This window comes from Clostridioides sp. ES-W-0018-02 (assembly GCF_020658175.1).
Taxonomy (GTDB): domain Bacteria; phylum Bacillota; class Clostridia; order Peptostreptococcales; family Peptostreptococcaceae; genus Clostridioides.
In genome coordinates, this window is record NZ_JACVVY010000001.1 from 736885 (window position 1) to 758275 (window position 21391).

Genomic DNA, 21391 nt, shown 5'->3' on the forward strand with positions numbered 1-21391 from the left:
AAAACATGAGTAAAATACGCAAAAATAATCGCATTTATTACTCATGTTTTGTAAAATAATTATTTACATTTTAAATAGTCATTTATGTTTTTTACATTTGTTTTCTATTTTCTCTAATTTCTCTTTGAATCTGTTTAAGAGCTTTTTTTGAACCTCTCTGAATGTCTTTTTCTAATTTTCTATCTTTAAAACTAGTAAACAATGAATTTAAATCATATCCTTCTGGATATAACTCTTCTGCTTTTATACTAAGTTCTAATCTTTTTATATTTACTAAAACAAAATTGTCTTTAAATAATATTTCTACATTATTAAATTTGTCTCTAGGTTTATACACAACTCCAAAGTCATTTTCATCCAATAATTTTACTTTATCACCTGTATTATACTCTGTATAATTGGAAATAAATTCAACATTATCTTTATTTTCAGTATGGGATTTTAATTTACTTCTCTTAACTAAATCTAAATTGTAGTTTCTATCAGTTATATATTCTTTAGCTCTACTTAATACCTTATTTTTTATTCCCATCTTTTTAGAAATAAAAAGAGCATTACTATCTTCAGATTTTCCTATTGTTAATTTATATAATGGTTCTAAAGTTTCTTTATCAAACATCATACCTGCATTTTCAAATTCTGGATGCAAATTAGCAAACTTTTTTATTTCGCCATAATGAGTTGATGCTATTGTTATACATCCCATACTATAAAACTCTTCTAGCAATGATATTGCTAGTCCTGCTCCTTCATTGGGTTCAGTTCCACTACCTATCTCATCAAATAGAACAAGTGTAGAATTATTTGATGAGTCCATAATTTCTGCAATATTTTTTATGTGTGATGAAAAAGTACTTAGAGCATTTTCAATACTTTGATTATCTCCTATATCTACAAACACTTTTTCAAATACACTTAGTTCGCTGTCTTCTTTAGCAGAAATATCAAAACCACATTGAACCATCAAAGTTAATAGACCAACAGTCTTAAGAGTTACAGTTTTTCCACCTGCATTAGGTCCTGTTATTACAAGACTTCTATAACTTTTACCTATTTCAAAATCTAAAGGTACCACATCTCCTGTTAAAAGTGGGTGCTTACCTTTGATTATTTTTATATATCCATTGTTGTTTATTCTTGGAGTAATACCATTTATTTTTTGACTATATTTAGCTTTTGCAAATACCATATCATATTCAGAAAGTATTTCTATATTTAACTTTATCTGAGTTATTTTATCAAATATAAGCTCTGTTAAATAAGATAATATCTTATATTCTTCAATAGTCTCGTCAGCTTTTAACATAGTCAATTCTGTACTTAAATTTGACACACTTATTGGTTCAACGAATACAGTATTTCCTTTTGATGAAGTATCTAATATAGTACCATCAACTTCATTTTTATAAGAAGATTTAATTGGTATTACATATCTATCATTTCTTTTACTTATTATAAACTCTTGTATATACTTTTTGTTTATACTTGATGTTATAAACTTATTTAATCTATCTTTTATTTTTCCTTCTGTAACTTCTATATTTCTTCTTACCTTTTTTAATTCTTTACTGGCATTAGAATCAACTTTATTTGATTTTATGCAGTAGTTTATCTCTTCCTCTATGTTTTTGCATTCTGTTATATTTAAAGCATAAGAACTTAATGTAGGCGAATAAAATTCTTTGTCTAACATAAAAGCTTTCATCTTCCTACAACCTCTTAAAAAATCCTCTATATTTACAAGTTCAATAGGTTCTATTATCATTCCTTTTTCAATTTTATCTATTGTAGAACCTGCATTAAACAACCCTTCAAGTGGTATATGATTACTATTTTCAATTATTTTTCTAGCTTCTTTATTTTCTTTTAATTTCCTTCTTACTACTTCAATATTACCACTAGGAGTTAATTTGTCTATTAAATTTCTTCCAAGTGAACTTACACAATGTATTTTTATTAATTCTTTAACCTCATTTAGTTGTAGTCTTTCAATTGTATTACTATTCATTATTTTACTTTCTCCTTTATTTATAAGTCATGAATTTTAAATAACTATTTCACTTATTTTTATAATAATTATTTGTAATCGACTTAATAAATAAGGAATTATTGTTCATTAAACTCCTTATTTATTAAGAAGTCTAACCCCGGACTCACTAATGTTAGTATTCTTTTTCATAAAACACTGCTCCTTTTCTATTTTTACTTAACTATTTTAGTCACTTTAACATTATTTCATAAATTATATCCTAGTGTCAATATAAATAAATTTATTTATCTTTTAACATAATAAAACACCTATAATACTCACTATTAAAATAAAAATAATGTTTATTCTTTCATTTATACCCAACATTTCTTACAGAATGTAATTTTATAAAAATTACATATTATGAAGTTAAGCTCTTTAAATTATTAACCCTAACAAAAAACAAAAGAATAACTGATAGTATCAAAGCATTCTTAATATGCTTTAATAAAATCAGTTATTTATAATTTAATATAATTTTTAAAATTACCCTTTATAAGTAATTAGTGGTTTCATAGTTGCCACTACTTGAATAAGCTTATATTCTATCAAACTTTCAATAATTTGTTCTATATTTTTATATGCTTCTGGAGCCTCTTGAAATAACAAGTTTATATCATTACATAGAATATGACTTTTAAATTTTGTTTGTTTTATAGTATCTTTATTATACTTGTTTTTAAGACGAGATTTACAAATTGAACGAGACCATTTTCTACCAGCTCCATGTGATAGAGAATATAAAGACAGTTCTGTATTTTCAGTAGGCATAACTATATATGATAGACTTCCTCTTGAACCAGGTATAATTACAGCTCCTCTTTCACTTGAAACAGCACCTTTTCTATGTATGAATTTATCTTCCCTTTTTTCTATAAAATTATGATTTATAGACAATATTTTTTCAATATCTCTAGATATACCTATTGATTGCATGATTTTTTTACTAACAATTTCACGATTACGCTCTGACCAGATTAAAGCTTTATCATGATTTATCATATAATCTCTTTCTTTTTCACTTCCAACTTCAATACCATTTTTATTATAAAATTTTTTAAGTATGGTTTCTCCGTAATTTCTTGACCCACAATGAACTAACATCATTATGTCATCAGATGAAAATCTTAATAGTTCAAATTTTTCTTTATTGTGAATTTTATTTACACATTGAAATTCTATAAAATGATTTCCACTTCCAATAGTCCCCAAATTTGATATTGGGCATTCCTCTTCATATGGATTTATTATTTTTATATCAGATAAATCTTTAATTTCATAAAGACGTTTAATCCATCTATCTTTTTTAAATTTCTTTTTGGAAATTCCAGTTTTAAATAAAGTCATGCCACAACCTATATCATTTCCAATTATATGTGGATAGATAATATCTTTGGTTTCAACTGCTAGGCCCACAGGTATTTTACCTGCATGTAAATCAGGCAATCCTACTATTCTTAAAACTCCATTCAATTTTAAAATATCTTCAAGTTGTTTCTTTGCTATATCTTCAATCCAACACTTGTTACTTGCTATTATTTTTATTTCACTCATACTTTGCTCCTTTTTAATATACTCCTGCCTTTAAAAAGTAGCAAAAAGCTGTGACTTTTAGCCACAGCTTTTTATTTTAAACTACAAAAGCAGGTGGCTATTTGTTAAAATACTCTTAAACGTTTAACACCTCATTATTTTTTGCTAACATAATAACCACTTCCTCTCATAATTAAAACAATACTAAAATTTTAATCTATATGTATATTATTTATAGACATTTATTTTAAAATGTACAATATATAATTTTTATATTATAGAACCTATAATAATCATTGAAATCATAACTATAGCTAAGCCAGCAACAACAATTTTTTTATGTAATTTTCTTCTCACTTTACTTTTATCTTCTTTTCTAACCTGAACAATTTTTTTTGGTTCTTCTTCTAATTTATCTTCAACCTCTATATATGCTTTTTCATACATTACCTTACTAAGGTCAACAATAATATCATTAGCTCTAGTATATTTATTATTTCTACCAAGCAGTCTTTTTATAACATTTATAAGTTCTATGTTGCCATTAATTGCTCTTATACTATTCCAATCTAGCCCTTTATCAATCAATTGTAACATTTTTTCTTCTGAATTTGCTTCTCCAAAAGGTAATTTCTTAAATATAGACTCAAATAAAATAAGACCTGTTGCGAAAAAATCACTCTCTCTATCAGTATAGTTTATACATAGTTGATGTGGACATAAATATCTTCTATTTCCATAGCTTCTTGTATTAACCCCATTATTTGCTTTTGTAATTCCAAAATCACAAATTTTAATATTATATTCTGTATTCACCATTATACTACTTGACTTTAAACTGCCATGATATGAATAATTTCTATGTATCATTTCTAAAGCTTTTAAAACTTGTATCATTATATTTATAATTGCTTCTAGATGAAGATAATTACCTAGAATTAATTCATCTAGGCCAATACCATCAAAGTCTTCACTTACAATATAATATAATGTTGTTTCTTCTGTGCAATGAATCCCAACATCAATTATTTTTAGTATATAAGGAGAGTTTATTTCATCTAAAGCAGTACTTTCATCAATTAAATTTGATACAAAATCTTCACAAATATAGTTATTGTGTTTTATAACTTTTATTAACACATTTTTTCTGTAAAAAACATCCCTAGCTTTATAGATTTTGTTAATTTCTAAAACGTCATCAGAATTTACTACCTCATACCTATTGCCTATAAAATTCAACCCTGTCACCTCCTCATACATTTTATATAACTAAATCTATTTATAATTATACCAATATATAGGAATATTTTCTATATATTAATGATTCTAATATCAAAACGACAATTAGTAAGTCTACTCTTATACAAAAAACAAGAGAGTTATCAACTCTCTTGTTTTTTGTATCAATTCAATATTAAGCTAAAAAATAATCTATTTTTTCAATTCTTTATAAGAACTATTTGATATATGTTCTCTTTTTATGACTTTTCCATTTGAGTCTTTATACACCCTATATGTAGAATATTTATCTTTTCCAGTGTTTTTTACTTCTATAGATATATTTGGTTTATCACCAGAATTGCCATATACTATAGATGATACACTTCCTCCACCTGCATAATTTTTAATATATACAGGATGGTTATATGGATTTTTAAATTTTAAATTTAATCCTCCATCACTTACCGTAGCATCTCTACCTCTTGGTACATAAGTAGATGCAGATGAGTGGTTTGTAACTTGTGTTATTTCCATACCTGAAAGAAGAGCTGCATTATAAACTGTTGAAGATGTTTGACAAACACCTCCACCTGCTGATTGCTCTAATTTTCCATAAACTATAACTGGTGCATCTTTGTAACCATTAGCTTTATTGCTAGGCCCTGTAAGCTTATTATATGAAAATTCTTCACCTGGCATTAGTAAAACATCACTAGTTTTTCTTGCTGACAATGCCACATTATATGCTCTACCTGATACAGATTGAGAATATGTTGTTGAATATTGACCTATAACAGAATTCACAGATTTTACTTGTTCTGTCGTTATATCTGGTTTTTGAAGGTTTACTTTTAGTTCTAAAGGCTTATGCTCTTTATTTTTTATCATGTTGTATATAGATTCTTTATTTGATGCCAAGTCAAATTCTCTACCTATAACAGACTCTGTGTAATTTAATCCACCACTTCCAACACTAACTGAAGCATTTTTCATTTTAACGTTGATGCTATCTGCTACTGAAGATACTTGAGCACTAAGTTTTGCCTCATCATATCCAGATTCTATTTTCAGGGATAGCTTATTTATTCTTATATCAATATACTTCTTTAAGTTTTGAAAGTAAGAACCTTTTTTTGTACTCTCATAAGCATTTTTTACAACTTCTTCTGTGTTATATTTTAAATCAATATCATTTGGAGATATTTTATAATCTTTTCCATCATAAGTAAGATTCAGGTCTTCTGGAGTATACTTATCTGTTACAGCTTTTAATGCTTCTTCTTTGCTCATATCGGATACATTTATATCTTCTATATATACATTTTTAGCTATTTTCCCATTATATAGAAATTTGTTGTTAAAAAAATAAGTAGACACACCAATCGCTACAGCTAAAACTGCTAACACTATTATAAAATTTCGTTTTTTTTCTTTTCCTAATTTTGAAACCCTTGTTGTACTTCTGCTCATAAATTCACCTCATTTTAACACTAACTTAATTTATCTTAATTTTGCTTATTAAAGTTTCCCTTTCAAAACTACTTTAGATTATATTTGAATAGCTTTTTTTAAACAAGGCATTTAAGCAAATGTAACTTTATTGTAAATTTATGTCTTATAATTAGATTTCTTTTTGACACTTTTTAATTATATTTTTTTAATTATACCTTAATAAAAAATTTACTCTTTATTTACGAATATTGATTAAGTTACATTAAAAATCAAATATATCCTATTACTGGATAATGGTCTGATAAATAAATCTTCTCTACTATATATCCTTTTAGTTCAGTTTTTCTATCAACAAAAATATAATCTATCCTAGAATTTGACTTTTCAAAGGTTGCAAACTGAGATTTATTTAGACAAACAGCCATATCACTAAACATATTTAAAGAGATATTTTTTTCATTGAAATCACCACATAAAACAACAGCTCCTACTAATCTATTTCTATAGTCTATTATTTCATCCAGTTGCTTTGCTCTCTCTTCTCTATCTAAACCTAAGTGAACATTTATAATATTTATAATTCTTCCATAATCATCTACAGTTATACAAAGTGCTCCTCGCTGTTCTTTTTTACTAGTTAAAAAAAAATGATTATTGTTTAATATTTTTAATTTTGTAAATGTACAAATTCCATATAGCATATTTACCTTTTTTACATTTGTAGCAAATACACCATCCATATTTAAAACAGCCTTTAAAGCTAAAAATTGAGGGTATAGTACTTCCTGCAAACAAACTACATCACAATTTAAGCTCTTTAAATATATTCCCATTTTAGATAATGTCAATTTATTATTTGAATCCATACCTTTATGAATATTGTAGGTTACTATTTTCATTAATATCACCTCTTATGCAGTATTATGCCCTTGAGATTTAAACTCATTTATTTTTTAGTTTATAAAACACTGTACTGCTTTCTAAAACTCAAGTAATCACAGATTTTATCACAAAAAAACCTAACTTAAGTATTTATATTCTACATAAGTTAGGTTTTACAAAATTTTATAGTATTTATTTTATGCATTTTTAATGATGATTCTCCTTTTTTATTTTTTTCAATTTGCCTTCACTTACAACAAATAAAAATCCCATCTTTTTATATATTTCATCTAATTCAATTAAAGTCACTTCACCATTTTTTAAATTTGTTAATGTTATATCCTGTATTTTTCTTGATGGAATTATCATAAGTTATCAACACTCCTTTAAATTCTTTTTATCTTTATATTTAAATATATTTATGCATTGTGATATATATTCATAAATTATTAAAATAATTTCAAAAAACATTCGTTCTGCAAACATTCGTTCTATATATTTATTATACATCATACAAACGTTCGATTCAATATAAAAATTAAATATATATCGTTATTGGTAATTTTTACAATATTATTCACTAAATATGTCAAAACAACTTTTTAAAACGACTTATTTTGCCAAATAAAAAAAGTTATTTCGATAAAAGCTTATGCTTAAATTGAAATAACTTTTTTGATATGAATTATTTAGCTTTATACTATAGTTTCATTAAGCTAACATATGTAATATTTGAGTAACTATAAGAGCACAATAAGTTCCTATAACATTTCCTAAAAGCCCCATAAGTACACCTACTGGAATTAATACTGGATTATGAACCCCAGCAATCATTGGTGCTGTAGTTACACCACCTATATTAGCTATACTTCCTACCTCACAAGTAAATAAGTCTAATTTAAATAGTTTTGCAAGTCCTATAAATGAAATGGCATGTACAAGAACTACTACTAATCCAAACATTATGTAAACAGGAGCCTCTGATAGTCCAAAGAAATTTGCTTTACTTCCTGTTGCTGCAAGAAGCAAGTACATAAACACATTTCCTACTAATGTACTTCCTTTAAGTTTTGATATCTTAGTCATACCTAACAGTATTGATACTGTAGAGGCAACAAGCACTACCCACATAGTCTCATTAAGTATGCCTGAAGTTGGAAGTATCTTAGATACAATCTGTGCAAATGCTGCAACTCCAAATCCAACAGATAATAAAGTCATAAGTTCCACAAACGTAGGTGCTGTATTATCTTTATTTTCTTTCTCAAGCTTTGCTGTAACCTCATCTATAAAACTTGTATCACATTTTGTCCATTTGTTAAATTTAGGTCCAAATTTTACAGACATTAGACAAACAGACATCCATACTGTATATCCTATAGAACCCATAAGTATTGCATAACTAAGCCCTTCTTCTGCAACACCTAAAGCATTAGCTGCTGCAATCATATTTGATGAACCACCTATCCATGACCCAGATGCTGCACCAAGAACTTTCCATGAATCTGCACCCATTGAACCTTTAAAAATTATAAAGGCTATAACAAACCCAAGCATAAATGTCAATGTAGCACAGAAAAATGATAATAACATTTTAGGGCCCATTTTTAATATTTTTCTTAAATCACATTGAATTAATAAGAATACTAACATTAATGGTAGAAAATTTACGGTTATTATATTCTGATAGATACCAACTTCTTCATTTTGTGCAAATAAACCAAATGATGCAAGTATAGCAGCCCCTAAATAAATTAAAAGCATTGGATTAATAACATCGAATATCTTCCATTTTAATTTATCAACCATGTAAAAAATGCCACCTACAAATACAACTAAAAAACTACAAAATACGAATCCGTTTTCAATCACATTATACACACCCTCTCTTTTTCTAAGTAATCCAGATTTTTTATAATTCCTAATAAATTTTTTCCCAATAATGAAAATAATTAAAATAAACTTTTTTATTTATATTTAGCTAATTAAATACATATATAACCAACTATTTACACATATTAATAAAGGTTTACAGATTAATTACTTTAAAAACGAATAGTCTGAATTTAAAATCTTTTTCAAAAATTATTTTATTACTAAAATCTTTATTTGTAAAGAGAATTAAACTAAATATTTTATTTATTTGTTTTTATTTGTTTATTTGTTTTTTATTTATTTTTATTATTTATACAATAAAACTATTTTCAACTTAAACCCATATAATATAAATTAATTTTACCTTATATATTATTTTTTTTAATAGATTTAGAAATTTTTCTTTCAAATACAGTTTTCAGAACATTCGTATTTATGTTATAATTTGTATGAATATACATTTTTTAGGAGGAAATAATATGAATTTAAATTTAACTAATACTATAAATTTGATGAAGAAGTATCTTGATATACCAAGTCCAGCTGGATATACTGAAAATGCAGTTTTAGAAAGCAAAAAGGATTTTGAAACTTTGGGTCTTAATACTACTCTTACAAAAAAAGGTGCTCTTATAGCTACTCTTCCTGGTGAAGATGATTCAAATCAAATAACAATATCTGCACACATGGATACACTTGGTGCTATGGTAAAAGAAATATCACCAGATGGTACTCTTAAATACCATAAAGTCGGTGGTGGTTGTTGGGCCGCTATAGAAGGTGAAAATTGCACTGTTATAACTAGAAAAGGTAAAAAAGTTAGAGGAAGTGTTGTGTTTAAATACGCTTCTACTCATATATATGGACAGACAAAAGCTGCATCTGAAAGAAATGAAGAAACAATGATTATTAGACTTGATGAAAAAGTATTTAATAAACAGGATATTTTGGATTTGGGAATAAATGTTGGAGATTTTGTATGTCTAGACCATCGTTTTGAAGCTACAGAATCTGGTTTTATAAAATCTAGATATATAGATAACAAAGCAGCTGTAGCAATGGTTCTTGAAATAGCTAGATACTTTAAGGAAAACAACTTAATACCTAAGCATACTACTAACTTTTATATAAGTAATTATGAGGAAATTGGACATGGTGTCTCTAAAGCTTTACCTGAAAAAACTAGAGAATTTGTAGCAATAGATATAGCACCTACTGGACCAAGTCAAACATCTAGTGAACATGGTGTAACTATAGTTGCAAAAGATAACTTATCTCTATATGATTTTAGTTTAAGAAATAAACTTGTAGATGTTGCAGAAGATAATAATTTAGATTATGCTGTCGATGTATTTACTTTTTATGGTTCAGATGCTTCAGAGGCTATTCGTTGGGGAGAAGATGTTCAAATAGCTTGTGTTGGCCCTGGAACAAATAATAGCCACCACTACGAAAGAACTCATATAGAAGCAATTGAAAATACTCTAAAACTTCTTATAAACTACATGCTAAAAAAATAATTAACTATATATTTTATTAAAGTCATTTCTTTGTAAATAACCAATTTTTATTTTTATTTTTATACAAAAATTGGTTTTTCTATAGACTTAATCTCGATTTACTACTATTATATAAGTAACTTCAATTTTCTTTAGTTAATTTTTATATGATTCACACAAATTGTATAAAAATTTTCTTTAGCTAATTGTTGTTAAAATAAATTTTACAAGCTAACCCTACCAGAAAAGAGTTATCTAATCTGTAAGGAAATAGTTTAATATAGCACATTATAATTGTGTAATTAATAACTTTTCTTTTGTAGAAACTTTTCTTTAAAAAGAAAAGTTTTTTGATTTTGGATTTGTTTAAGAACATATTTTCTGAGTTAGGAGGATATTTATGAAAAAGGTTGCGGTTATAAGTGCTATTTTGGAAGAACCAAAAGAATGTCAGCTTAAATTTAATGAAGTTGTATCAACTTTTAAAGGTATTATTAAAGGTAGAATGGGAATTCCTTGTGAAGAAGAAGGTGTCTCAATTGTATGTATAGCAGTTGTTGGCGAAATGGATATTATCAATAGTTTGACTGGTAAATTGGGAAATATACCTCATGTATCTGTAAAAACTAGTATATCAAAAAAAGAAATTTAAGGTGGTGAGTACAAATGAGTCTAAATTCTACTCCACAATCAATAAGAGTACATATAGGTCTCTTTGGTAAAAGAAATGCAGGTAAATCTAGCGTAATAAACGCTATAACAAATCAAAGTGCTGCAATAGTATCAGATATTGCTGGAACTACTACAGACCCAGTATTTAGACCAATGGAAATCCTTCCTATAGGACCTTGTGTTCTTATAGATACTGCTGGTCTTGACGATGTTGGTGAACTTGGTGAGCTTAGAATAAGCAAATCATTAGATATTTTAGAAAAGACAGACATAGCTTTACTAGTAGTGGATTGCCAAATTGGTGTGTCAAAAGAAGATTTATCACTAATTGAAAAGTTTAATGATAAAAATATACCTCATATTTTAGTACTTAACAAGATTGATACAATTAAAAATCAATCTGAAATTTTAAACTTAACTAAAAATAAAGTTAAATGTCCAGTTGTTTCTGTCTCATCAACAGATAAAATTGGAATTGAAGATTTAAAAAATGAAATAATAAAGGTTTTGCCTAAAGACAGTAATGAGTTTAAATTGGTATCAGATTTAATCGAGCCAAATGATTTAGTTGTCTTAGTTGTTCCAATAGATAAGGCAGCTCCAAAAGGTAGGCTTATACTTCCTCAACAGCAAGTTATAAGAGATATTTTGGATATTGGAGCAATTTCTATAGTTACAAAAGAAGATAGCTTAAAAGAAACTCTATCTAATTTAGGTAAAAAACCTAAGCTTGTTATTACTGACTCTCAAGTATTTCCACAAGTGGATAAAGATACTCCAAAAGATATTCCTCTTACATCTTTTTCTATATTGTTCGCTAGACAAAAAGGAGACCTTAAAGAATTAATTGATGGTGCCTATGCTTTAGAAAATTTAAAAGATGGTGACAAGGTCTTGATGGCTGAAGGTTGCACTCATCACAGACAAACTGATGATATTGGAACAGTTAAAATCCCTAATATGATTAGAAAGAAAACTGGTAAAAATATTACTTTTGAATTTAGTTCTGGAGTATCTTTCACTGAAGATATAACTAAATATGCACTTGTAGTTCACTGTGGAGCTTGTATGATGAATAGAGCTGGAATGTTATCTAGAATAGAAAAGGCAAAATCTTTCAATGTACCTATCGTAAACTATGGTATTTTAATAGCATATACAAAAGGTATTTTGGAAAGATCCCTTGAACTTTTCAATTACTAAAAATTTAAATATATTTAATAAATACATACTAAGATATGACTAAAAATAAGATTAAATACTTTATAGATAAACTTTACAGCATTAATTCACTAAGCTTTGATGAACTACTATACTTAATAGAGAATATCGACAATGAAGAATATAACTTTGAACAAAATTTGAGAAACTATCTTTACAAGCAAGCTAGCGATATGAGAAATAAACACTATGGAAATAGAGTCTACTTAAGAGGGCTTATAGAACTTACAAACTACTGCAAAAACAATTGTTACTACTGTGGTATACAATCTTCTAACAAAAATATTACAAGATATCGACTTTCAACGGATGAAATACTTGAATGTTGTGATATAGGTTATAAGATAGGATACAGAACTTTTGTTTTACAAGGTGGTGAAGACACATATTTTACTGATGATAAGATATGTGAGATTGTTTCAAGTATCAAAAATAAATATGAGGATTGTGCTATAACATTATCATTAGGAGAAAAAAGCTATGACTCCTATAAAAAATACTTTTTAAGTGGTGCAGATAGATATCTTTTAAGACATGAAACTGCTACAGACAGCCATTACAAAAAATTACATCCGCCAAACATTGAACTTAGAACTAGAAAAGAATGCCTTAAAAACCTCAAGGAAATTGGTTATCAAGTAGGTGCTGGATTTATGGTTGAGTCACCATTCCAAAGCAATGAGGACCTTGTTCGTGACTTATTATACCTAAAAGAGTTAAATCCTCATATGGTTGGTATAGGACCTTTTATCCCACATCATGATACAATCTTTAAAGATTATAAACATGGTGATTTAGAAAAAACACTACTTATGCTTTCAATTACAAGACTTCTACTTCCAAAAGTCTTATTACCTGCTACAACAGCTCTTGCATCTATAAACCCTAGTGGTAGAAATGCAGGTCTTTTAGCTGGTTGTAATGTAATTATGCCAAACCTTTCTCCTCAAGAATTTAGAAAACAATATTCTCTTTATGATAACAAAGCCTTTACTGGTCAAGAAGCTTGTGAATATCACCAGAGTTTAGAGGAAAATATCAAGTCACTAGGACTTAAAGTTGACTACTCTCGTGGTGATAATATTGAATGGAGGCGTTTGTAAATGTTCATAAAACATGAACTTATTAATTCTTTGTTAGAGGATGCAAAAAATTCAACTTCGGATGATATTGAGAAAGTACTTGATAAGGCTGATAGAAGAGAAAAACTTAGTTATAAAGATATAGCTACACTTCTTGAAGTAGAAGATAAAAAACAACTTGATAGATTATTTAGTATAGCTGGGCAAATAAAAAATGAAATATATGGTAATAGAGTGGTTTTATTTGCCCCTCTTTATGTATCAAACTACTGTGTAAATGAATGTGTTTACTGTGGTTTCAATACATGTAATAAATTTAAAAGAAAAAAACTTACTATGGACGAAATAAGAGAAGAAGTTAAAATACTTGAAAAAATGGGTCATAAAAGACTTGCTTTAGAAGCTGGTGAAGACCCTAAAAATTGTGATATAAATTATATATTAGACTGCTTAGATGCAATTTATTCAACATATAATGAAAATGGAAACATAAGAAGGGTAAACGTTAACATAGCAGCTACTAGTGTAGAAGAATATAAACTACTAAAAGAAAAAGGAATAGGAACTTATATACTATTCCAAGAAACTTACCATAAACCAACATTTATAAAGATGCATGGTCAGTCTATAAAAAATGATTACTACTACCATTTAACAGCTTTTGATAGAGCCATGGAAGCTGGAGTTGATGATGTTGGTGCAGGAGTTTTATTTGGTCTAGCTGACCCTAAATTTGAAGTTTTAGGACTTATGATGCATAATGAACACCTAGAAGAAAAATTTGGTGTAGGATTCCATACTATATCTTTCCCTAGATTAAAAAAAGCTGAGGGTATGAGTTTAGAAAATTTCCCTCATTTAGTTTCTGATGATATGTTCAAAAAAATTGTAGCTATAACTAGATTGGCAGTTCCTTTTACTGGAATTATAATGTCTACTAGGGAAACTGCTGAAATGAGAAACGAATTACTAAAATATGGTGTATCACAAGTTAGTGCAGGTTCTCTAACAGGTGTTGGTGGATATAAAGCATATGAAGATGGTGACAATACAGAACAATTTGAGGTTGGAGACCACAGAAGCCCTGTAGAAGTCCTTAAGGAATTAATCACTGATGGATATATCCCTAGTTACTGTACAGCCTGTTATCGAAAAGGTAGAACTGGAGATAGATTTATGAGTTTGGCTAAGAGTCGTCAAATTCACAATGTCTGCACACCAAATGCACTTACTACATTGAATGAATTTTTAATTGATTATGGTGACGAAGAACTTAAAGCTATGGGTAAAAAACTTATTACTGAAGAAATATCTAAGATAGAAAGAGAAGACATAAGAAACATCGTATCTAACAATATGACTGCCTTAGAACGTGGGGAAAGAGATTTATACTTATAAAATTTTATTCGTTGTATATTATTATTGTATATTCTATAGGTTAGTAGTAATATTATCTAAAGGGAAAGTTTAAGGGAGGGAGATTAACATTGAAAGATAACAACAATACCAATAAAACTATTCAATTTGGAGAAAAAAAAGCTAGCCTAGAAAACAATATTCAAAAAAATAAAAATGTCAAACTTGATGATACACACAAAGTCATTCCTTACCCTAAAAATAGAAAAAAGGATGATAAAAAGAAGAATAACAAAAAAAAGAATACAAATATAAATAAACATAAGGTCAATAAAGATAATTATGGACATTCTTTTTTTAATAACAAATACAAATATAAAAGAAAACCATATGTTATTGCTTTATACACAGTAATTTTTATTCTTTTAGCAATTTTGATTATAACAAAACTGACAGATAGTTCGAGTAAGAGTAACTACTCTCGCAATACTGTTTCTAATACTCACAAAAGTAATACCCAAAACATAACCTTTAATGAATCGACTAATCTTCTTACTTGTGGGTAACTTAAAAGAGTTATCTCATTTCAGAAATTATTTTCTAAAATTGAGATAACTCTTTTTTATTTAATATCTATTTTACCAACCTTGAGTTACTTCATAAACTTCGTCACCAATTCTACCATTTAAATAATCATCTATTGCAGAATCTATAATACTCATTGCTTTATCTACTTGTTCCTTAGTTATTACTAAAGGTGGTTGTACTCTTAAAGTGGATTGTCCTAAGAATATCATTATCAAACCAGTTTGTATACATCTGTAGCATATCTTAGCTGTAGCATCTGGATGTTTTTCAGTAGAACCTTTTCCTTTAACTATATCAACTCCTATAGATAAACCTAAGCCTCTTATTTCTCCAATTATATCGTATTTTTCTTTTAGTTTTTCAAATCCTGCTTTAATATAATCTCCCATTTCTATACTCTTTTGAAGTAAATTTTCTCTTTCAATTATTTCTATAGATTTTAAAGCAGCTACACATACTGTTGTATTTCCAGCTAAAGTAAATAGATGTGCTGGTGCATCAAGACTTTGCATTATTTCTGTTCTTCCAACAACTGCTCCTAAAGGTAATCCTCCACCAACAGATTTTCCAAGAACTATAAGGTCTGCTTCAACACCAAAATTTTCTATACCAAACCATTTACCTGTTCTTCCCATACCTTGCTGTATTTCATCACTTATAAGTAGTATTCCATTTTCTTTACATATTTTACTTAATCCTTTAATCCATTCTACTGGAGGCACTATTATTCCTGCATCTCCTGCAATTGGTTCTATAAATATTGCAGCTACTTCTTCTACTGGTAAGTAGTGTGCAAAAGCATATTCCATTTCATCTAAACATTCTTTGGCAGTTCTATTTTTATCTGGATAATGGAAGTGATAAACTTCTGGTAATAATGGACCCATTTTTCTTCTCATATTTGTACTTAATGCAGATATAGATATAGCTCCATAAGTACTTCCATGATATGATTCACACATAGATATTATTTTTGTTCTTCCAGTATATCCTCTTGCTAATTTTATAGCAGCATCTATACAAGCAGAGCCTGTTGCGCTGTATAATACTTTCTTATCATTATCTCCAGGGGCTATTTCCACAAGCTTTTCAGCTAACTTTACAGGAGGATCACTATGAAAATATGCAAGTGTATATTGTGTGATATCATCCATTTGTTCTTTAACTGCTTGTGAGATTTCCTTATTTCCATGACCTACATTTGCAGAGCCTGCACTTGCTAAAAAGTCTACATACTCATTACCTTCATAATCATATAACATCGCACCTTCACCTGATTTAAATGCTACTGGATAATAAGGTATTTTTTGAGTCTTAGCAACATATTTTTTTTCTTCTGTACTTATCATTTGACTAGTTATCTCGCTCATTGGCAAATCATTCCCCTCTTTAAGTAAATTTATATTTTTAGAATTATTGCAATTTATAAAGATATTTTTATATAAAATTCTTTATATACTAATGTTAGTATTTTTGACACAAATTGTCAATATATGTTTTTATAATTTTCAAAATATTTGTTATTCAGAGATAATATATTTTATTTTCAGCAAATCAACTCTATTTCTCCAAAAAATAAAGAACTCTATTCTATTATAATAGAGTTCTTTGCAAATTATCTTATAAATACTATTTTTCCATTTATTTCTAATTAAATCATCTTATCATCTTTTATTATCATTAATGATTTCTTTAAAATATTGTAATTGTTCTTGTTGTTTTTTATGTTTTATATCTGGGAAAGCCTTGATAATTCTTTTTTGTAAGATAATATTAGATTCTATACGGTCTAATTTACTGTTTATTTTGTTTAATTTTTCTCTGGCTTCTAACTCTTCACTATTTATTGTTTTAAATAAAGCTTGTATCTCTCTTCTATCAAACTTATCCAATTTCATGTTTATACCATTTAGGTCTGTAATTATTTCATCTAATAAATTGAGCTTCATGTCTAATTTTTTAAGTGATATGATAGTAACAATTAAATCCACAATTGTCCATAAAGTCGTAATTACCACTATTGAAATTAATATATTATACGGAATAGTACTCACAATGTATTCTATATAGGGATGTATAAATTTTATTATTACAACAGACATTATTCCAAAATATATTGCATTTTTTAAACAGACTCTTCCCTTTACATTAAATTTTTGGTCAGAATAATCCCACCATTTGGCATGGAATAATGTTTCTAAAATAAATCCTGTAAAATATTCTAGTATTGTAGTCAAAATCATTCCTATCAAAAATAAAATAATTATATTGTCAAACCTGCCTAATACTGATATCACAAGTACTGCTCCAAAACCATAAACAGGACATATTGGGCCATTTAAAAAACCTCTATTGATTATCCTTTTGCTTGCTATAGAACATCCTGCACTTTCTACTACCCATCCTAGAAATGAATATATAAAAAAATACAAAATATATTTTATTATCTCCATAATTTATCTCTACTCCTTCAATAGTTGATATATTTTTGTGCATAATGTAAAAATAATTGTAGAAATAGTTTTTTCGTTTTTTACTTTTGTTATTCTTTTTTGTTGGATATTCTATTCATCTAATCCGATTAATAATCTAGCAGCTGTAATTCCATGTTCATCTTTTGGTCGATTATACTTATCAATCCAAATCTCAAATGTATCAGATTTCTTTAACAGAGGCAAATTTTTAGCATCAAATTCTTCATATCTAATTATATCTTTATTCTCTCCTTCAGTGATTACAAAGGATATTAGTTTTGTATTTTTACTTAGATAAACTTTTATATTACCATTCTTATCCATTAAATTATCTGGACTCTTTATATTATTATTACAAGCTGCCTTAATAGTTAATACACCATTTTTAAAGCTTTCAAATGAGCCAATTATATCTCCCTCATTTTTATCTATATCTTTAATTATTTCCTTATTTTCTTCAACTAATATTCTTGAAACTTGTTTATCTGGCTTGAGTTTAAAAGTTAACAAGCTTTGGTAATTTGTAACAATGACACCTAATCCTATTACTCCCAAAACTATGCTTGTACTTATTATGGCTTGGAATTTTTTAATGTTATTAGGAAATAATTTGGTCACCTTTGTATAAATAATAATACCAAGTATCCCACCTAATGAATTTAGAATCACATCATCTATGTCACTGCTTCCAATAGCCAAAATGTATTGTATTAATTCAAATCCTAAACTAATAAGAGAAATTATTATAATTATAGTTTTTTTATCTAATTTTTTTAATACTACAGGAAGAAAAATTCCCATTGGAATAAATATACCAATATTACCTATGATATTTGCAATAGCTCTTATAAGACTAATGTTACTATCTGTCATAAATTCCCATACTGTATAGAATGGAATTAAGTTGACAGACCTAAATCCACCCTTGAAAATGGCATAAATTGGTATATCTTTAAATAAAATTATCCTTATAGTTATTAGAACATATACAAAAAATATTATGTATATAATTGATAATAATAATTTTTCTGAAGTTCTACACATGTCTTTTTTCAATAATAACACCTTCTCTCTTTTAATATTTTAATAATACCAACAAGTATTTAAGATGCCTTTAAAATTTTCTTAAATTTTCCTTAAGTGTTAAATTAAAACATATTAAAAAAGATCTATACTTTAAAATATAGACCTTCATAAATTTCATTATAGATACATTTTATTAAATAACAAACAATTTAAGTGTAGAACAAACAATAACCAAAGTTAAAAGTAATCTAGCATATAAAAAATTTTTTTCTTTAAGCATGACTCCTGCAACTCCAAGTATAAAAAAGAGAGATGCAATAAATTTACCAAGAATATTATTACTTGGATAAGAACTAAAATGCATGAAACAAAGTACAAATGTATATACACCTATTGCATTAAATACAATTGTATTAGATGCTATCTTGCCTTTATTAAAAAAGAAACAGAATATTGATACTAAATCTAAAAACAAAAATACATAAAACATGACTTTTAAAACGCCCATACTTATACCCCCTAAAAAATTTAATTATAATATCTGCTTTATTTCATACAATTCTCAATATACCCAAGATAAACGTATAATCTTAATATAATAATAGTATAAGTTTATCTTATTGGTTTATTACTTCTTATATTTACATTACTAGTTTATTACTTCATATTCATACATATTATAATCACATTCATACATATTTAAAGACTCATATGTTGCTTTTGCATTTATGTTTTCTTTTTCTACATATAATCTCATGCCAACAATATTTTCATCTCTATCACACATATTTTTTATATGATTAAATAAATAATTAAAGATGTTCTTTCTTCTATACTCTTTCTCTACATATACACTCTGAATCCAAAGAAAGTTTCCATTTCTCCAATCACTCCACTCATATGTATACATAATCTGTGCAACAACCTTATCAAATACTGTATATACATAGTATTTTCCTTTTCTTTCATCTAATAATAGCGCCCTTACACCTTTAGTTAAAACATCCATGTCAAGTTCTTTTCCTTCTGTTTCTTTAGCTAAATTATAATTAAATCTCGCTATTATATCCAAATCATCTAAACGGGCTTCTCTTATCTCTATCAGTTCTTCATTTTCATATAATTCTATATAGTCCTTTTGTTCCATACTTATTCCCCCATATCTATTTTACGTATTACATTAATCTCTTTGTAATAATACATTATAAAAATTTTTCTAGTTTCATAAATGCATAATCGAAGGTAGATTCTAAGTTACCATTATTTTTTCCCCCACCTTGAGCTAAAACCTGACTTCCTCCACCTTTACCATCTATAAGACTTATTGCATCCTTCAATAAACTTCCCATATTAACAGCCTTCAAATTTTCAGAACATGCAAAAATCAAGTTTATTTTTTCTTCAAATCTAACAGCTAATAATGCAATCTTATTTTCATCTTCTGTAATTTTATTTGCAATTTTATTTACATATTTTAAATCTTCTTCATCATAAATTTTTTTAACAACTGAAATATTTCCAATCTTATTTGCATTTTCAACCATTTCTTTAACTTGATACTTAGCTACTATTTCTTCAAGTTTTCTCTTTTTACTTAGAGAATCTTCCACTTTCTCATTTAAATTTACAATTCCATTTATAGCATCTTCTTCACTACAGCTTAAATATCTACAGATTTTGGTTAAATATATATCCCTTTTTAATACTTCATCTACAGCTCTTTTACCAGCCAAAAACTCTATTCTTGTACTAGACTTATGCTTCTCCCATTTCTTTATTTTTATCATTCTAAGCTCACGTGTTGATGTTGGATGTACTCCACAACACGCATTTGTATCTAAGTCACCTATTTTTACTACCCTTATTTCTTCATTTGTGTTTGGTAAAGCACGTCTTAACCAAATTTTTTTTAATTCTCTTTTAGTTGGAAGTAATGTTTCTACTTGTATATTCTGATGAATAATTTCATTGGCAAGCAACTCTATCTCTCTAATTTTTTCTTCATCTAAATTACCCTCTATATCCACTGTGCTGTACTCATTACCTAAATGAAAACCCGTTGTATTTGCATTAAAAGTCTTAAAAAAACACCCTGAGAGTACATGTTGTCCAAAATGTTGATGCATACCATCTTCTCTTCTATCCCAATCAATACTACACTTTACCTTATGTATCTTTATTGGCTTTTTATCTAATATATGATATACTTTTTTATCTTCTTCATATACACTTATTACTTCATAATTATCTATTTTTCCTAAATCTCCAAATTGTCCTCCTCCACCAGGGAAAAACGCTGTTTTATCCAACAAAACATGAAACTTATTTTCTATTTCTCTTATCTCAATTATTTCTGCCGTAAAATCTCTTACATACTGATTTGTATAGTATAACTTTTCCATTATGATTTTATCTCCATTTCCTTTATTGTAAACTGCCTTATTGTTTAAATATACACATATCTTAGGTTAAGTTTAAAGT

Annotated in this window: 19 protein-coding genes; 6 read left to right on the top strand and 13 right to left on the bottom strand. The window is 27.3% G+C overall.

Annotation, left to right across the window (positions count from 1 at the left end):
• Positions 1-91: 91 nt before the first annotated feature.
• The 7 genes from IC219_RS03425 to IC219_RS03455 form a co-directional block, all read right to left on the bottom strand.
• Positions 92-2008 (bottom strand): endonuclease MutS2, encoded by a 1917-nt coding sequence (locus IC219_RS03425; RefSeq protein WP_227434799.1) that lies wholly within the window; start codon positions 2006-2008, stop codon positions 92-94.
• Between the two features lie 507 nt (positions 2009-2515).
• Entirely contained in the window at positions 2516-3583 is a 1068-nt protein-coding gene (locus IC219_RS03430; RefSeq protein WP_227482542.1) for an RNA ligase RtcB family protein, read from the bottom strand.
• Positions 3584-3832: 249 nt separating this feature from the next.
• Positions 3833-4810 (bottom strand): protein kinase domain-containing protein, encoded by a 978-nt coding sequence (locus IC219_RS03435; protein ID WP_227434801.1) that lies wholly within the window; start codon positions 4808-4810, stop codon positions 3833-3835.
• Positions 4811-4993: 183 nt separating this feature from the next.
• Positions 4994-6253: a VanW family protein gene (locus IC219_RS03440; protein WP_227434802.1), complete on the bottom strand. Its 1260-nt coding sequence runs from the start codon at positions 6251-6253 to the stop codon at positions 4994-4996.
• A gap of 251 nt (positions 6254-6504) precedes the next feature.
• Positions 6505-7134 (bottom strand): endonuclease/exonuclease/phosphatase family protein, encoded by a 630-nt coding sequence (locus IC219_RS03445; RefSeq protein ID WP_227830610.1) that lies wholly within the window; start codon positions 7132-7134, stop codon positions 6505-6507.
• A 190-nt stretch (positions 7135-7324) separates the two neighbouring features.
• Positions 7325-7486 (bottom strand): hypothetical protein, encoded by a 162-nt coding sequence (locus tag IC219_RS03450; RefSeq protein ID WP_227434804.1) that lies wholly within the window; start codon positions 7484-7486, stop codon positions 7325-7327.
• A gap of 342 nt (positions 7487-7828) precedes the next feature.
• On the bottom strand, positions 7829-8989 hold the full coding sequence (locus IC219_RS03455; protein WP_227434805.1) for a DUF819 domain-containing protein: 1161 nt from the start codon (positions 8987-8989) through the stop codon (positions 7829-7831).
• 482 nt (positions 8990-9471) lie between these two features.
• Between IC219_RS03455 and IC219_RS03460 the strand changes: the two genes are divergently transcribed.
• The 6 genes from IC219_RS03460 (at position 9472) to IC219_RS03485 (ending at position 15388) form a co-directional block, all read left to right on the top strand.
• A complete protein-coding gene (locus IC219_RS03460) occupies positions 9472-10512 on the top strand; it encodes a M42 family metallopeptidase (RefSeq protein WP_227830611.1) in 1041 nt (346 codons plus the stop codon).
• Positions 10513-10891: 379 nt separating this feature from the next.
• On the top strand, positions 10892-11143 hold the full coding sequence (locus IC219_RS03465) for a TM1266 family iron-only hydrogenase system putative regulator (RefSeq protein WP_227434807.1): 252 nt from the start codon (positions 10892-10894) through the stop codon (positions 11141-11143).
• Between the two features lie 14 nt (positions 11144-11157).
• Positions 11158-12366 carry a [FeFe] hydrogenase H-cluster maturation GTPase HydF gene (gene hydF / locus IC219_RS03470; RefSeq protein WP_227482538.1) on the top strand — a complete coding sequence of 403 codons (1209 nt, stop codon included), beginning with the start codon at positions 11158-11160 and terminating at the stop codon, positions 12364-12366.
• A 35-nt stretch (positions 12367-12401) separates the two neighbouring features.
• Entirely contained in the window at positions 12402-13487 is a 1086-nt protein-coding gene (gene hydE, locus IC219_RS03475; RefSeq protein ID WP_227434809.1) for a [FeFe] hydrogenase H-cluster radical SAM maturase HydE, read from the top strand.
• Positions 13488-14864 (top strand): [FeFe] hydrogenase H-cluster radical SAM maturase HydG, encoded by a 1377-nt coding sequence (gene hydG / locus IC219_RS03480; protein ID WP_227482537.1) that lies wholly within the window; start codon positions 13488-13490, stop codon positions 14862-14864.
• An 89-nt stretch (positions 14865-14953) separates the two neighbouring features.
• Complete coding sequence (locus IC219_RS03485) at positions 14954-15388, top strand: hypothetical protein (protein ID WP_227482536.1); 435 nt, start codon at positions 14954-14956, stop codon at positions 15386-15388.
• Between the two features lie 72 nt (positions 15389-15460).
• Here the strand turns inward: IC219_RS03485 and IC219_RS03490 are convergent, their stop codons facing one another.
• The 6 genes from IC219_RS03490 to IC219_RS03515 form a co-directional block, all read right to left on the bottom strand.
• A complete protein-coding gene (locus tag IC219_RS03490) occupies positions 15461-16780 on the bottom strand; it encodes an aminotransferase class III-fold pyridoxal phosphate-dependent enzyme (protein WP_227434812.1) in 1320 nt (439 codons plus the stop codon).
• Between the two features lie 294 nt (positions 16781-17074).
• A complete protein-coding gene (locus IC219_RS03495; RefSeq protein WP_227482535.1) occupies positions 17075-17863 on the bottom strand; it encodes a putative ABC transporter permease in 789 nt (262 codons plus the stop codon).
• Positions 17864-17974: 111 nt separating this feature from the next.
• Positions 17975-18940 (bottom strand): VanZ family protein, encoded by a 966-nt coding sequence (locus IC219_RS03500; protein ID WP_227434814.1) that lies wholly within the window; start codon positions 18938-18940, stop codon positions 17975-17977.
• A gap of 163 nt (positions 18941-19103) precedes the next feature.
• On the bottom strand, positions 19104-19418 hold the full coding sequence (locus tag IC219_RS03505) for a hypothetical protein (RefSeq protein ID WP_227434815.1): 315 nt from the start codon (positions 19416-19418) through the stop codon (positions 19104-19106).
• A gap of 141 nt (positions 19419-19559) precedes the next feature.
• Positions 19560-20057 carry a GNAT family N-acetyltransferase gene (locus IC219_RS03510; protein WP_227434816.1) on the bottom strand — a complete coding sequence of 166 codons (498 nt, stop codon included), beginning with the start codon at positions 20055-20057 and terminating at the stop codon, positions 19560-19562.
• A 55-nt stretch (positions 20058-20112) separates the two neighbouring features.
• Positions 20113-21312, bottom strand: coding sequence for a DHHA1 domain-containing protein (locus IC219_RS03515; RefSeq protein ID WP_227830612.1), 1200 nt, complete (start codon positions 21310-21312; stop codon positions 20113-20115).
• Positions 21313-21391 lie beyond the last annotated feature (79 nt).